Genomic DNA, 13,813 nt, shown 5'->3' on the forward strand with positions numbered 1-13,813 from the left:
CTTCCCGCCGATTTAGCTAAGTCGTTAAGATAGTTTATGGATGCATCAGTGACGTAAAAATGCCGCAAACACTGCACTACCAAAACACACCGCAATCAAGTCAAGGGGTGCCCCAGCCTCACTTCTTGAAGGTATGGGTTGCCTATCTCCTGTGGTGCTTGAGTTTATTTGGTCTCTGTGGCATCCAGCGGTTTTACGTCGGCCAGCCAATTATGGGTGTTTTGTACTTAATCACCTTTGGCTTTTGTGGCGTTGGGCAGTTCTTAGACTTAGTTTTAATTCCGGGTATGGTTGCTCACCGCAATACGTACTTGCGGGGACGCTATCTCCGGTCGCAGGAGTGGCTCACCGAAGACACCCCTAGCCCAATGCTCCGTCTTCTCCAAGCCGCTAAAGATCATGGTGGAGTGCTCTCTGCTGCCCAAGCAGCCCTATATACCCAACTTGATGCCCAAACGATTGAAGAGCTATTATTCGAAGCACAGCGAGTAGGCTACGCAACCGTGTTTAACGATCCAGAAACTGGAGCTGTGCGCTATCGCTTTGATATTTAGCTCCCCGTTGGTACAGGCACTCCCCCAAACGTCGCAAGGATACGTCGTGCTAGCTGCTTGGTGCTCTGATGAGTCGTCCTATAGTGATTCGAGAGGACACTGCTGCGGAGGTTACCGCGATCGCCGAGGTGATCAAACCCATTGCGATGCAAGCCCCGTCCTTCAGGACGGCTTTTCTTGATTCCTGATGTACTCAATCAAACCCTTGATAGAGGCACCGCGCCGGAAATCCATGGCAACCCCCAGTCGATGCGTACCCTCCTAGGCACCACTGGGGCGTGATAATGGAAACAATCAGCACCCTAAAGCGTGAGTTTTAGGAATCCCCTGCCTTGGGGGAGAAGAGCGGTTTTTATCGAGAGCGTCTGGTAATGTCTTGCTTCTTTGATTTTGAGGCCGAGTTTACTGCCTCCTTGCGATGTATTCCCATGATTGTTCGCTACAAGCTCGATCTCTGTGGCGTGAAGCTCAAGCTAATTCACTGGCATCAGCTATCCCACGAACAGCGGCAATGGCTGGTTAGCACGCCCTGCGATCGCCCTGCAGAAAAGGAACACTATCGAGAGCAACTGCGGGAGTGGGTTACCCAAAGCCATGGTGCTCCCCCCAATGATCTGGAGGTGCCTGACACCTTTGTGTGGCAGGTCACTAGTGAAATTCCCGATACCGTACAGCAGCAGTTGACAACCGTCAGTCACCACACCCTCACAACAGAAAAATGGGCGGCGCTGACTGATTTACAACGCTTTGCCCTCGTGAAACTGAGCCAACCTGGCCATGAAAATCGTAATTTTTGGCCTGCTCTACAAGAGTTTGGGTTAGCTTAGGCATGAGGGTAAAAAGATCCGATTGTGAGGATTCCCTTACTTGCGTATCATGGATAGTACCATTTGCTTTTTTGACACTTTGGAGGCATCTCAACGTGGCTGGAACGACAGGAGAACGACCATTTTCCGACATTATTACAAGCGTCCGCTATTGGGTGATTCATAGCATCACTATTCCGGCATTGTTTATTGCTGGCTGGCTGTTTGTCAGCACCGGTTTGGCCTACGATGTGTTTGGAACGCCGCGCCCCGATAGCTACTTTGCCCAAGAGCAGCGGACGATTCCCCTCGTTACTGACCGCTTTGAAAGCAAACAACAAGTTGAAACATTTTTACAACAATTAAAGTAGGATTGCTATGACCAGTAATACACCGAACCAAGAACCTGTTTCCTATCCTATTTTTACGGTCCGCTGGTTGGCCGTTCACACCTTGGCCGTGCCCACCATTTTCTTTTTGGGGGCGATCGCGGCCATGCAATTCATTCAACGTTAGCAGAAGGTGCTCCCATGGAACCGAACCCAAATCGTCAACCGGTTGAACTGAACCGCACATCCCTATACTTAGGGCTGCTGCTGGTGTTTGTCTTAGCACTATTGTTTTCTAGCTATTTCTTTAACTAACTAATTCATTAGATCGTGATCATCATTTATCGCTTAGGAGGATGTCACAATGTCTGAAGGTGGGCGCATTCCCCTGTGGGTCGTTGCCACAGTGGCCGGAATGGGGGTCATTGTCATTGTTGGCCTATTTTTCTATGGTGCCTACGCAGGGTTAGGCTCCTCACTCTAGGAGTGAGGGTCTTGGCGGGCGCGTAGCTGCAACCACGTCAAGCCAAGGGTGACGACCAAAAGCACCGTAGCTGCGGCGGCCGCATAGCCAATGTCAAAGAACGCAAAAGCCTGTTGGTAAATATAAAATACCAACAGGTTTGTTGTATTCAGGGGGCCGCCACCGGTTACGACATAGACTTGCTCAAAGCTACGCAGGGTAAAGATGGTGGTGGTCACCAAAACAAGGATGAGGGTTGGCTGCAACCCCGGTAGGGTAATGTAACGAAATTGTTGCCATGGGTTGGCACCATCTAAAAGGGCAGCTTCGTAGCGATCGCCGGGGATGGTTTGCAAGCCTGCTAAAAATACAACAAGGTTAAAGCCCAGTTGTTTCCAACTACTCAGGAGAATGAGCACCGGCATTGCCCAGCTTGGATCACTGAGCCATGCAATCGCCGGCATTCCCAGCGCCGCAAGAAGATGATTGACTAACCCATCGGTTTGAAACAACCAGCGAAAACCCAAGCCAGCGGCCACAATCGAGGTCACTGTCGGCAAAAAGTAAGCAGTGCGTAAAAGACTGCGGCCAAAGACTGTCTGATTCAGCCCCACGGCTAAGGCCAGCGGCATCAAGATGGTAGGCAGCACTGTCGCCCCTGTAAAGTACAGGGTATTGCCCACAACTTGCCAAAAATCGGGACTTTGGAAGAGCCGTTGATAGTTTTGCCCACCGACCCAAGCCATACCCCCTTGAGTCAAGCTGCCACTGGTAAAACTCAAATAGATAACGTACACAATTGGCGCAAAGACAAAGAGCGTCAGAAGACCCACAGCAGGCAACAGAAACAGCCATGCTGCTAGTGTCGAGCCGTGGAAAACATCCCCCATTTGGGGGAATTGCGATCGCCGCTGCTGCAAATGTTATGCTCCCCAAACGAATGCTGTCATAAATTCAATCTTAGGGGGGACGCGCTCGAAATCGAAAATGATAAGATCACATAAAATGCACGCCATCTTGGGGAGATGCTGTGATTCGCACTGTTCCACTGCCCGTTACAACTCCCTCTTACATTGCCGACCACAGTCGCCTAAAGCTTTTCGCTGGTTCTGCCAACATTCCCCTCGCTCAAGAAATTGCCCGCTACCTTGGCATTGACTTAGGCCCAATGGTACGGAAGCGATTTGCGGATGGCGAGCTGTATGTGCAGATTCAGGAATCCATTCGCGGCTGTGATGTGTACCTCATTCAGCCCTGCTGCCATCCGGTGAACGACCATCTCATGGAACTATTGATCATGGTGGATGCCTGCCGCCGTGCGTCGGCACGACAAGTCACCGCGGTCATTCCTTACTATGGCTATGCCCGAGCCGATCGCAAAACCGCTGGGCGTGAGTCCATTACGGCCAAGTTGGTGGCCAACCTGATTACCCAAGCAGGGGCAAGTCGCGTTTTAGCAATGGATCTGCACTCGGCACAAATTCAAGGCTATTTTGATATTCCGGTGGATCATGTATATGGCTCGCCAGTGATCTTAGATTACCTGCGCAGTAAAAACCTCGAAGACATTGTGGTGGTCTCACCGGATGTGGGCGGGGTGGCTCGTGCCCGTGCCTTTGCTAACAAGCTGGACGATGCCCCCCTAGCCATTATTGACAAGCGTCGCCAATCCCATAATGTGGCCGAAGTGATGAATGTGGTTGGGGATGTTAAGGGGAAAACCGCAATACTGGTAGATGACATGATTGATACGGCGGGCACCATTTTGGAAGGGGCACGGCTACTGCGACGGGAGGGAGCAAAGGAGGTGTATGCCTGTGCGACCCACGCAGTATTTTCGCCACCAGCCATTGAACGATTGCAGGGGGGCGATTTTGAGGAAGTCATTGTCACCAATACAATTCCGGTACCAGAAACTCAGCGGTTTGAGCAATTAACGGTGCTGTCGGTGGCCAGTATTCTTGGGGAAACGATTTGGCGTGTCCATGAAGATAGCTCTGTCAGCAGCATGTTCCGCTAGGATGAATTGTCTAGACGTTGCCATTGGAGGGACACGGCGTGGGGCGCATTGCCTTACTCAGTACCAGTGATAAAACTGGAGTGACGGACTTTGCTGCGGCATTGGTACAGGAGTTTGGCTTTACGCTCCTCAGCAGTGGGGGCACTGCAAAAACTCTAGCGGCGGCGGGCATTCCCGTGACCGCCGTTGCCGAGTACACCGCTGCCCCAGAAATCTTGGGGGGGCGGGTTAAAACCCTTCATCCTAAAATTCATGGTGGTATCCTCGCTCGCCGCGATCGCCCCGAGGATTTAGCAGATCTGGCTGAGCACAGGATCGACCCCATTGATTTGGTCGTGGTGAATCTCTATCCCTTTGCCGAGACCATTGCGCAGCCCAACATTACAGTAGCAGAGGCGATCGAGCAAATTGATATTGGCGGGCCTACCCTAGTACGAGCAGCGGCCAAAAACTATGCTCACACCACGGTGTTAGTCCACCCGAGCCAGTACGACAGCTATCTTCACGAATTACGCCTGTACAAGCAGCCCCGACTGGAGTATCGCTTAGAGTGTGCCCAACGTGCCTTTGTGCTTACGGCCAGCTACGATCAGGCGATCGCCACCTACTTGCAGCAAATTGCCATGCCACCTTCTAAGGGAATTCATCTACCAGCCGTCTTTCATCTCAGTGGCCAACAAAAACAAGTGCTGCGCTATGGCGAAAACCCACACCAAGTCGCCGCATGGTATATGACTGGCACAGCGCCTAGGGGCTGGTCTGCCGCCGAGCTATGCCAAGGAAAAGAACTCAGCTATAACAACCTCCTTGACCTTGAAGCCGCCCGCGCTATCATTAGCGAATTTACCCAGACCAATACCCCAGCAGTGGCGATCATCAAACACACCAACCCCTGTGGGGTTGCGGAGGGGAACACCCTCCTTGAGGCCTATGAGCGTGCCTTTGCTGCCGATAGTGTCTCTGCCTTTGGCGGCATTGTCGCTCTCAACCAACCCATTGATGCCGCCACCGCCAAAGCCCTTACCGGTACCTTCTTAGAATGCGTTGTAGCTCCTGGGTGTGAGCCAGAGGCACTCCCCATCCTAAAAACAAAGCCCAAGCTACGGGTACTGACCCTCAGCGATCTGACTGAGGCACCGGAAACAGCCATTCAAACCATTGCTGGCGGATTTTTAGTCCAAGATATTCGCCCGATGCCTATTGAACCAGACACATGGCAGGTCATGACAGCAGCGGAACCAGCCCCGGAACTGATGGCGGAACTCCTCTTTGCTTGGAAGGTGGTCAAGCATGTGAAGTCCAATGCCATTGTCGTGAGTCGCGATCGCCAAACCCAAGGCATTGGCGCCGGCCAAACCAATCGGGTGGGAGCCGTGCAAATTGCCCTTGCCGATGCGGGCGAGGCAGCGCGGGGGGGAGTGCTAGCCAGTGATGGCTTTTTCCCCTTTGCCGACTCCGTACAGGCAGCGGCCTTAGCAGGGATTGCCGCCATTATTCAACCTGGCGGTAGCTTGCGGGATCACGACTCCATTCAAGCGGCCAATGAAGCCGGTATTGCCATGGTCTTTACCGGTCAGCGACACTTTCGTCACTAGGAGTGGGGATGGTATTGCGCCTCGGTATCATTAGCGACCCACACATTGCCTTGCCGGAGACCATTCCGACAGATCACCTCCCCCTCTTTCTTTACACCATCAGTATTCCAGCGTTTGAAGCCGCCGTTACTGATTTGCTAGAGCGCGGTATAGACGCGCTGCTCCTGCCGGGAGACCTCACCCGAGATGGCGAGGTGGCTAATCATCAGTGGTTGCAGGCATACTTACGAACCCTGCCCATTCCCGCCTATGTGATTCCGGGCAATCATGATGTTCCCCGACCTGTGGCGAGCGCAGGCCGCATTGGCTGGGCTGAGTTTCCCCAGTATTATGCCCATGCAGGGTACGGCCAGAGAAGCACACACTATTACGTCACCCACCTTAGCAAAAACATACAACTCGTTGCCTTAAACTCGAACCAGTTTAGCCCTATAGGTCAGCAACTGGGCGAGTTAGATTGCCAGCAACTTCAATGGCTTCAGGAACTGTTGGCTCAGCCCTTTGCTGGCTTACGGCTGGTGATGGTGCACCATAACCTCTTAGAGCATTGGCCGCAACAAAGCCAAAGTCCAATGGGGCAGCGATACCTCCTCAAGAACCGCCTAGCCCTACACACCCTTCTGCAACGCGCTGGTGTCTCACTGGTGTTAACTGGCCACCTGCACATTCAGGATATTGCCTATGCTGATGGTGTGTTTGACCTCACAACGGGTGCCTTAGTCAGCTACCCCCACCCCTACCGCCGCCTCACCTTAACTGAAACCGAGCATGGTCAATGGCAGGKACAGGKGGAATCCTTCTGTATTGAATCCTTAGCAGCCTATCCCAATTTGGCTGCACAGTCACGCGAGTGGATGCTGCAACGGGGGGCTGGGTTTATGGCACGGTTTTTAATGCTACCGCCCTTTAACCTCCCTGAAGGGCAAGCGACTGCCTTAGCCAAGCCGCTCTCGACTCTCTGGCCAGACATTGCCAAGGGTGACACCCAAGTCACGTTACCACCCTTGCCACCCCCCTTGGATGCCTACTTTGGCCAATTTAACCATTGCCCACCCCCTAGTTTTCCGCAGTTGAGTGATAACAATACAACATTTGTGGTGAGCAGTGGCTACAGTACTCGTTGAAACCTTCAAAGTCACTCATGATTGCCGCCATGCGGACCACAGTAGGCAGAGAATACCGATATTGATGGCAATGTCGGCAATATTGAACACCGGAAACTGAATCCAGCGCAAGTCTAAAAAGTCCACCACCTCACCAGTCAAGAAGCGATCAATTCCATTGCCGAGGGCACCGCCCAGTAAGCAACCGTAGCCCACCTGCTGCCAGCGGTTGAGGTGAGGCCCCCAGATAGCCCACGCGATGAGAAGTAAACTAACTAGCAGCGATAACCAGCGCAGCCAGAGGCTCCCATTGGCAAACAGGCTAAAGGCAGCCCCTGTATTGGTGACGTAGGTAATGTGAACGATGCCGGGGAGGATGGGGGTTGTTTGCGGCGGGGCTGTTAAGGCGTAATTGGCAACAACCCAAGCCTTGGTGAGGCGATCCAGCCCCAAACACAGCAGCGCAGCCCACCAAAAATTGGCATTTTTTAACTTTTTTGCCTTCATCCCACTGCACTGAGGGCGGCGACCGAGACTCGTGCTGCCACCTGCTGGGCGATCGCCCGTAGGGCTTGGGCTGAGGCAGAGTCGGGATGGTTGATTAGAATCGGCAGGCCAACATCCCCGCCTTCGCGCACCGTTAGTTCAAGGGGAACTTGGCCTAGGAGAGGCACGCCCAGTTCAGCGGCAAGGGCATCTCCGCCACCGGTGCCAAAAATATCGTAGCGCCGATTGGGTAAGTCCGGCGGAATAAAATAGCTCATGTTTTCCACCAGCCCCAGCACCGCGACCCCTAACTGCTGAAACATGCGTAGGCCGCGGCGGGCATCGCCTAAGGCGACGGTTTGAGGGGTTGTGACAATGACCACACCGGCCATGGGTACCGCTTGGGCAAGGGTGAGCTGGGCATCGCCGGTACCAGGGGGTAAATCGACGATGAGATAGTCGAGGTTCCCCCAATCACTCTGGTAAAGGAATTGGCGAATAATGCCGTTAAGCATGGGGCCACGCCAGATCACTGGCTGATCGCGATCAATTAAAAAGGCCATGGAGACTACTTTGAGGCCATGGGCCACTGGAGGGAGCAACACATCACCGCTGGCCTCCTTACGGACTTCGACAATGGCATTTTCGAGGCCTAGCATTGTGGGGACGTTGGGGCCATAAATATCGGCATCAATAATGCCTACCTTAGCGCCGGCTTGCGCCAAGGCCACCGCCAAATTAACCGCAACGGTGCTTTTGCCCACCCCCCCTTTGCCACTGGAGACGGCAATAATGTTTTTCACCCCTGTCACATCGGTACGATCCGGTAGGCTTTTTTGCTGAGGCGTTTCTGCTGTAACCGTCACATCTACCGCCATGACCCCTGGCAAGGTGAACACGGCTTTTTTGCAGTCTTCCACAATAAACTCCCGCAGTGGGCACGCAGGAGTTGTGAGGACAAGGGTAAACTGCACCCGACCATCCGTGATCTGTACATCGCGGATCATATTCAGTTCCACAAGGGATCGCCGCAGCTCTGGGTCTTCCACAGGGCGCAAAACAGCGAGTACAGAGTCGATGGTGAGGGGGGCGCTCATGAACGATACTTGGAATGAATGATGTGTGTAGAGCGATCGTACCATTGGTTGCCGATCGCCTTAGCGATGGTCAATTGCTGATTCAAGCTCCTGTACCCAAGGTTTCATCTATGGGTTTTCCTGAGTCAGGCTAAATGCAGGTCACAGGTGCGAGGGACTTATTATTCCTTAACAAAGAGGGGCGGATGTATTAAGATTGAATAACGCTAGTGGCCTTTTTGCCCTGGATCAGTTGAGGGTGCTCCAATGGGACAGCCGTTTCCATTTCGCGTCGGTCGTCCATGGCTCATCGGTGGGGCGATCGCTCTCGGCTTGGTAAGTATCGGCATCAGTGTGAGCTATTGGCAGCAGTTACGCCGCTCTGCCCAAGATGAGGCCACCTCAGCAGCACTTCCCAGCCCTGTCAGCGATCGCATTACTGCCCTAGGCCGCTTAGAACCGGAGGGGGAGGTGATTGCCGTCAGTGCCCCCGCCATGACCGAACGCTTGGGACAACTCTTGGTTCAGGAGGGCGATCGGGTCGTTGCGGGTCAAGTGCTAGCCTACCTAGATACCTATCCTGAGCGCAAAGCGGAGCGGGATTTGGCCGCCAGTCAGCTTCAAGAAGCACGATTGCGGTTTGATGCCGAAACCCGTTTAGCAAGAGCCGAAATTGGTGAAGCTCAGGCACGGCGTGAGCGGGTCAATGAACCCAAGCTTGCGGAAATTCAGGCGCAGCAAGCCACGCTCCAGCGGATCACTGCTGAACTCGACACCGCCGATCGTGAATATCAGCGCTTTCGGCAGCTTTTTAGTGACGGTGCAGTGTCCCAACAGGATCTGGATGATCGTGCCATCCGAGTCCGCACGCTGCAAGAAGAACTCCGCAATGCCCAGGCCAACCTTGTGCGCTTGCAACAGGAGCGACGGACTGAACTGGCCACTGCAACGGCTCAGGTGGAAGCGGCTCAAGCGAACCTAGGGCGGGTGCAAACCCAAGTGCAACTACTGTCGGCGGAGCGTAATTTAGAACTCGCAGAAGCCCGTTTAGAGCGCGCCACTATCCGGGCACCCCGGAATGGCACTGTGCTACGGATTCATACGCGAGCGGGGGAAAACATTAACGACAAAGGCATTCTGGAACTAGGTAACACGGATCAAATGTACGCCGTTGCGGAGGTTTACGAAACAGATGTGCCGCGAGTGCGAGTGGGACAGCGGGCGGAAATTCGCAGTAGCGCCCTTGCTGCACCGATTGCCGGCGAGGTGACCCGTGTGGGATTGTTGGTGGCCAAGAATGACCTGACAGGGACTGATCCGGCTGCCGATACGGATGTACGGGTGGTGGAGGTCAGGGTGCGCTTAGCGGAGAGTAAACCTGTAGCGGGGCTAACGAATATGCAGGTGGAAGTTGCGATTGATCCGCGCTCCTGAGGCACACCCATGATTTTTGCGATTCCCCTTGCTTGGCTACAACTTATTCGCGAGCGCATTCGTCTCTTGGTGGCGATCGCTGGCATTGCCTTTGCCGTTGTGCTCATGCTGATGCAGTTTGGCTTTCGCGATGCCCTATTCAAAGCAGCGGTGCGGTTCCACGAAAGCCTCAACACTGATATTGTCCTCATCAGCCCCCAGTCCACTGCCCTCATTGCGATGAAGAGCTTTCCGCGACGACGGCTCTTCCAAGCGGCAGGCTTTGACGGAGTAGAGTCGATTTCGCCGCTCTACCTAAGCTTTGGTCTTTGGCGCAACCCCATCAACAAAAGTACCCGTCAACTAATGGTGATTGGGGTCGATCCAATGGCTATGGCACTGCAGGTGTCGGATACTCCGGGTTGGCAAAATGCGCTGAAGCTATCGGATCACGTGCTCTTCGATGCCCAGTCACGGGCTGAATTTGGTCCTATCCCCGAACTGTACCGCACCGGTGAACCTGTCACGACAGAGGTGTCGGGGCGGCGCATTCAGGTGGCGGGTTTGTTTACCATGGGGGCGAACTTTGGCGCAGATGGTAATCTGCTCACGAGTGATCTTAATTTTTTACGGATGTTTCCGGATCGCAACCCCGGCCTGATTGATGTGGGGCTGGTGCGAGTTAAGCCCGGCGTGGATGCCAAGGCACTTGCGAAGCGAATTGGCGCAACCTTGGGGAACGATGTGCTGGTGATGACCCGCAACGATTTTGCTGAGTTTGAGCGGAGCTACTGGGAGAAGAGTACCTCCATTGGGTTTATCTTTTCCCTTGGTGCGTTGATGGGGTTTATTGTTGGTTCGGTGATTGTCTATCAAATCCTCTATACCGACGTGACCGACCACCTTGCAGAATATGCCACCCTCAAAGCCATGGGCTACCGCGATATCTTTTTTTATGGCGTGGTGATGCAAGAGTCGCTGATTCTGTCTTGTCTTGGCTTTTTACCGGGCTTTGTTGTTTCGTTTGCTTTATATACGGTGATTGCCAATGCCACCTCGTTGCCGGTGTGGATGACATTGGAGCGAGCAACGCTTGTCTTTACCTTGACCGTTACGATGTGTACCCTAGCGGGGGCGATCGCCATGCGGCGGGTGCAGGCAGCGGATCCGGCGGATATTTTCTAGGAGACGCTAATGGAGCCAGTGATCAGTATTCAGGGGCTAAACCACTACTTTGGCCATGGTCATCTGCGCAAACAGGTACTCTTTGATCTGTCCGCCCACATTGATGCGGGTGAAATTGTAATTATGACAGGACCGTCAGGGTCTGGCAAAACAACCCTCTTGACCCTCATTGGTGCCCTGCGCTCTGCTCAAGAAGGCAGCTTGCGCGTTTTAGGTCAAGAACTGCGCCATTCTACCACTGAGCAGCAAATTCAAATCCGCCGCCAAACAGGCTACATCTTTCAAGGCCATAATTTGCTCCATGCTCTCACGGCTCGCCAAAATGTGCAGATGGCAATGGATCTGCAACCTCACGTTTCAGCGAAACAGGCGAAAAAGCGGGTCGATGAAATGCTTTGCGCCGTTGGCCTCCAAGATCATCTGGATTACTATCCCCACCAACTCTCTGGCGGCCAAAAGCAGCGGGTGGCGATCGCCCGTGCCCTTGTGGCGCATCCCAAAATTGTGCTTGCTGACGAACCCACGGCTGCCCTCGATAAAAAATCTGGTCGGGATGTGGTGGAAATCATGCGCAACCTAGCACGGGAGCAGGGCTGCACCATCCTAATTGTGACCCACGACAACCGCATCCTAGACGTGGCCGATCGCCTGATCCACATGGAAGATGGCCGCCTATCAGAAACAACACTCTCAGTTTAGTGTTCAGTTTAGTGTCAAAAGGTTATGTATGGCGGGGCATGGRTTTGAACCATGGACCTTCGGGTTATGAGCCCGACGAGCTACCAGACTGCTCTACCCCGCGTCGTCTTGGCTTATCTACTATAACGCATCTTCACTAAAGATGGCAAGGAACTACCGTTCCTGTTGGGTTGGGATGCTCTCTACCGACCGCTTGAATTCCCCATGCCGCATAGGCTTAGAACAGCTACACGGGCTGACCTGCAAATCAGCGATCAACAATTCAAATCGGGTGGATCAATGCCAGTACTACTTTGGAACCAGCCCTTGCGCCCAAAAAAAGCAAATAGGCTGGAAGCCACCGCCAACATGATTGCCCAGCAGAGGGGATACCCCCAATACCAACGTAGTTCTGGCATATTCCAAGGCGAGACTTCAGGATCAAAGTTCATGCCATAGATGCCGACAATGAAGGTAAACTTCCCCGCCCTAGAAGGGCGAGGCTTTCTGTAGCCCTCCGGCTATCTCGCAAGCCAGCCAGGAGCCTCCAGGCAGCGTTACGGACTGCCCCAAAAGCGCAATATTGATTGCTCCATTTAGGTCTGCATCACCAATCCATCCGCAATGCCCACACTTGAACTTTTTTTCAGTTCTCAACCCAATATGAAAGCAACAATGGCAGGTTTGACTGGTATAGGCAGGKGGTACAGCAACCACCTCAACTCCTTCCTTGATACCCTTGTATTCTAGGAATTGTCGCAACTGATAGAACGCCCAGCTGTTAGACCGTCTCCGCTCGGTCGTGTTTCTCGGTTGCTGGTTGATTCTATCTCGAATGCCTGTCAAATCCTCGATAGCAACAATGGCATGGAGTTGTTTTGCTTCACGAATGATGGATGCACTGATGGAATGATTGAGCCATCGCTGAAAACGTCTCTCCCTCCCCGACAGCCGTTGCAGGACTTGTCGGCATCTACGCCGACTCGACCGTGTGCCCTTCGAGGCTTTTTGCTGGAGCGATGCTCTCACTTTGGCGAAATGATCTCGGACTTGATTCAACTGCTTAGCATCCCAACCTTTATCGGTACTAGTTTTAGCGATTTCACATCGGGTAGGGCTGGAAGCCCCGTACTTCAGTGCGGGGAGGAAAGCTCCTTTAGCAACTTCAGTTGCCATATTACCATTTAAGCGCATAAAATGAACTCATGCCACAGCAAATACTGACCATTGTCTGTCAAATAAATCCCACTGCAGAGCAAATTGTCAAGCTAGACCAAGTTCTGCAGGGCTTTGCTGAGGCTTGCAGATACATCAACAGTACCATTTGCCCCAGCATTACTAACAAGAACCGTATTCAGAAAGAAGTTTACAGAGCAGTACGACAGCAATTCGGCTTAACCGCTAACTTGGCTGTCAGGGCTTGTGCCAGAGTTGCCGCTAACCGCAAGGTGGGAAAGGTTAAGGGATTCAGGGCTACTTCTGTGGATTATGATGCTCGCCTGTTTGACTACAGAGCGAAAGAACAATGCGTTAGCCTCTCCACCCTAAACGGACGGGAACGCATTCCCTTAGTGGTGGGTAACTACCAGATAGAAAAACTCAAGGGCAAGAAGCCTACTTCTGCCACTCTCTGCAAACGCAAAGATGGTAAGTTTTATATCCACATCCAAGTAAAGGAAGAATTGCCAGAACCTCAGACTGGACATGGGGTTTTGGGCGTTGACTTTGGTAGGACAGACATTGCACATACATCGGAAGGAGACAACTGGCATGGACAGCAGTTAACTAAGGTACGAGACCACTACTCCAAATTGAGGGCGGTACTCCAGCACAAGGCTAGTAAAGGCACACGCAGTTCTAGGCGTAGATGTCGGGAACTGGTGAAACGGCTATCTGGCAGGGAGAGACGCTTTCAGGCATGGGTGAACCACTGCATTTCTAAGACTATTGTGGCAAGGGCAAAAGCAACGGGCAGTGTTATTGCTTTGGAAGACCTGACAGGGATACGGGAGCGCACTAATCAAGTACCTCGTTCTAAAACAGAGCGTAGGCGTGCCAACAGTTGGGCGTTTTACCAACTGCGTAGCTTCATTAGCTACAAGGCA

The 13,813-nt window shown here is 53.1% G+C and carries 17 protein-coding genes, 1 tRNA gene and 1 pseudogene; 13 read left to right on the plus strand and 6 right to left on the minus strand.

All coding sequences use genetic code 11. The features are described 5' to 3' along the window. Positions 1–59 precede the first annotated feature (59 nt). The 6 genes from L5470_RS12400 to L5470_RS12425 all read left to right on the plus strand — a co-directional run bounded on the left by L5470_RS12400 (position 60) and on the right by L5470_RS12425 (position 2,173). Positions 60–554, plus strand: coding sequence for a TM2 domain-containing protein (locus L5470_RS12400; RefSeq protein ID WP_099798827.1), 495 nt, complete (start codon positions 60–62; stop codon positions 552–554). A gap of 428 nt (positions 555–982) precedes the next feature. Continuing rightward, a complete protein-coding gene (locus L5470_RS12405) occupies positions 983–1,381 on the plus strand; it encodes a nitrate reductase associated protein (RefSeq protein ID WP_499500153.1) in 399 nt (132 codons plus the stop codon). Between the two features lie 95 nt (positions 1,382–1,476). Continuing rightward, entirely contained in the window at positions 1,477–1,731 is a 255-nt protein-coding gene (psbE, locus tag L5470_RS12410; protein WP_099798825.1) for a cytochrome b559 subunit alpha, read from the plus strand. A gap of 7 nt (positions 1,732–1,738) precedes the next feature. After that, positions 1,739–1,876 carry a cytochrome b559 subunit beta gene (gene psbF / locus L5470_RS12415; RefSeq protein ID WP_099798824.1) on the plus strand — a complete coding sequence of 46 codons (138 nt, stop codon included), beginning with the start codon at positions 1,739–1,741 and terminating at the stop codon, positions 1,874–1,876. Positions 1,877–1,890: 14 nt separating this feature from the next. After that, a complete protein-coding gene (psbL, locus tag L5470_RS12420; RefSeq protein WP_099798823.1) occupies positions 1,891–2,004 on the plus strand; it encodes a photosystem II reaction center protein PsbL in 114 nt (37 codons plus the stop codon). A 49-nt stretch (positions 2,005–2,053) separates the two neighbouring features. Then, a complete protein-coding gene (locus tag L5470_RS12425) occupies positions 2,054–2,173 on the plus strand; it encodes a photosystem II reaction center protein J (protein ID WP_099798822.1) in 120 nt (39 codons plus the stop codon). Here L5470_RS12425 and L5470_RS12430 read toward each other — a convergent pair. Beyond that, positions 2,170–3,072 carry a carbohydrate ABC transporter permease gene (locus tag L5470_RS12430; protein WP_227517287.1) on the minus strand — a complete coding sequence of 301 codons (903 nt, stop codon included), beginning with the start codon at positions 3,070–3,072 and terminating at the stop codon, positions 2,170–2,172. The two genes, L5470_RS12425 and L5470_RS12430, sit on opposite strands and share 4 nt — an antisense overlap. 110 nt (positions 3,073–3,182) lie before the next feature. On the opposite strand from L5470_RS12430, the gene L5470_RS12435 reads away from it, so the two are divergent. Genes L5470_RS12435 through L5470_RS12445 form a run of 3 tightly spaced genes read left to right on the plus strand, consistent with a single transcriptional unit; the run spans position 3,183 to position 6,891 of the window. Then, complete coding sequence (locus L5470_RS12435) at positions 3,183–4,172, plus strand: ribose-phosphate pyrophosphokinase (RefSeq protein WP_099798821.1); 990 nt, start codon at positions 3,183–3,185, stop codon at positions 4,170–4,172. Between the two features lie 38 nt (positions 4,173–4,210). Then, the gene (purH, locus tag L5470_RS12440; protein WP_499500154.1) at positions 4,211–5,767 is read left to right on the plus strand and encodes a bifunctional phosphoribosylaminoimidazolecarboxamide formyltransferase/IMP cyclohydrolase; all 1,557 of its coding nucleotides are present in this window, start codon (positions 4,211–4,213) and stop codon (positions 5,765–5,767) included. 8 nt (positions 5,768–5,775) lie between these two features. Continuing rightward, the gene (locus tag L5470_RS12445; protein WP_499500155.1) at positions 5,776–6,891 is read left to right on the plus strand and encodes a metallophosphoesterase family protein; all 1,116 of its coding nucleotides are present in this window, start codon (positions 5,776–5,778) and stop codon (positions 6,889–6,891) included. 15 nt (positions 6,892–6,906) lie between these two features. Here the strand turns inward: L5470_RS12445 and lspA are convergent, their stop codons facing one another. Next, entirely contained in the window at positions 6,907–7,377 is a 471-nt protein-coding gene (lspA, locus tag L5470_RS12450; RefSeq protein WP_499500156.1) for a signal peptidase II, read from the minus strand. After that, positions 7,374–8,453: an Mrp/NBP35 family ATP-binding protein gene (locus L5470_RS12455; RefSeq protein WP_499500157.1), complete on the minus strand. Its 1,080-nt coding sequence runs from the start codon at positions 8,451–8,453 to the stop codon at positions 7,374–7,376. Before L5470_RS12455 ends, lspA begins: the two co-directional genes overlap by 4 nt. Positions 8,454–8,699: 246 nt before the next feature. On the opposite strand from L5470_RS12455, the gene L5470_RS12460 reads away from it, so the two are divergent. The 3 genes from L5470_RS12460 to L5470_RS12470 are packed head-to-tail and all read left to right on the plus strand — an operon-like array spanning position 8,700 to position 11,729. Beyond that, complete coding sequence (locus L5470_RS12460; RefSeq protein ID WP_499500158.1) at positions 8,700–9,866, plus strand: ABC exporter membrane fusion protein; 1,167 nt, start codon at positions 8,700–8,702, stop codon at positions 9,864–9,866. Positions 9,867–9,875: 9 nt separating this feature from the next. Next, the gene (gene devC, locus L5470_RS12465; protein ID WP_099798815.1) at positions 9,876–11,030 is read left to right on the plus strand and encodes an ABC transporter permease DevC; all 1,155 of its coding nucleotides are present in this window, start codon (positions 9,876–9,878) and stop codon (positions 11,028–11,030) included. Positions 11,031–11,039: 9 nt separating this feature from the next. Further along, positions 11,040–11,729 (plus strand): DevA family ABC transporter ATP-binding protein, encoded by a 690-nt coding sequence (locus tag L5470_RS12470; protein ID WP_099798814.1) that lies wholly within the window; start codon positions 11,040–11,042, stop codon positions 11,727–11,729. A 29-nt stretch (positions 11,730–11,758) separates the two neighbouring features. Here the strand turns inward: L5470_RS12470 and L5470_RS12475 are convergent. The 3 genes and pseudogenes from L5470_RS12475 to L5470_RS12485 all read right to left on the minus strand — a co-directional run. Then, positions 11,759–11,832 (minus strand) — tRNA-Met (locus L5470_RS12475). Positions 11,833–11,983: 151 nt separating this feature from the next. After that, complete coding sequence (locus L5470_RS12480) at positions 11,984–12,178, minus strand: CorA family divalent cation transporter (protein ID WP_257790500.1); 195 nt, start codon at positions 12,176–12,178, stop codon at positions 11,984–11,986. Positions 12,179–12,197: 19 nt separating this feature from the next. Then, positions 12,198–12,818, minus strand: a pseudogene (locus L5470_RS12485) (RNA-guided endonuclease InsQ/TnpB family protein); the annotation flags it as partial. Between the two features lie 95 nt (positions 12,819–12,913). Between L5470_RS12485 and L5470_RS12490 the strand changes: the two are divergent. Continuing rightward, positions 12,914–13,813: RNA-guided endonuclease TnpB family protein (locus L5470_RS12490; RefSeq protein ID WP_499500159.1), on the plus strand; the 900-nt coding region annotated here is incomplete at its 3' end.

Source organism: Synechococcus sp. PCC 6717 (genome assembly GCF_022698185.1).
Lineage (GTDB): Bacteria > Cyanobacteriota > Cyanobacteriia > Thermosynechococcales > Thermosynechococcaceae > Thermosynechococcus > Thermosynechococcus lividus.

What these genes read in the sequence shown, in the direction of transcription:
- L5470_RS12400 (WP_099798827.1), top strand. Translation starts at nt 60, where the DNA reads ATGCCGCAAACACTGCACTACCAAAACACACCGCAATCAAGTCAAGGG.
- L5470_RS12405 (WP_499500153.1), top strand. Translation starts at nt 983, where the DNA reads ATGATTGTTCGCTACAAGCTCGATCTCTGTGGCGTGAAGCTCAAGCTA.
- psbF (WP_099798824.1), top strand. Translation starts at nt 1,739, where the DNA reads ATGACCAGTAATACACCGAACCAAGAACCTGTTTCCTATCCTATTTTT.
- psbL (WP_099798823.1), top strand. Translation starts at nt 1,891, where the DNA reads ATGGAACCGAACCCAAATCGTCAACCGGTTGAACTGAACCGCACATCC.
- L5470_RS12425 (WP_099798822.1), top strand. Translation starts at nt 2,054, where the DNA reads ATGTCTGAAGGTGGGCGCATTCCCCTGTGGGTCGTTGCCACAGTGGCC.
- lspA (WP_499500156.1), bottom strand. Translation starts at nt 7,377, where the DNA reads ATGAAGGCAAAAAAGTTAAAAAATGCCAATTTTTGGTGGGCTGCGCTG.
- L5470_RS12455 (WP_499500157.1), bottom strand. Translation starts at nt 8,453, where the DNA reads ATGAGCGCCCCCCTCACCATCGACTCTGTACTCGCTGTTTTGCGCCCT.
- L5470_RS12460 (WP_499500158.1), top strand. Translation starts at nt 8,700, where the DNA reads ATGGGACAGCCGTTTCCATTTCGCGTCGGTCGTCCATGGCTCATCGGT.
- devC (WP_099798815.1), top strand. Translation starts at nt 9,876, where the DNA reads ATGATTTTTGCGATTCCCCTTGCTTGGCTACAACTTATTCGCGAGCGC.
- L5470_RS12470 (WP_099798814.1), top strand. Translation starts at nt 11,040, where the DNA reads ATGGAGCCAGTGATCAGTATTCAGGGGCTAAACCACTACTTTGGCCAT.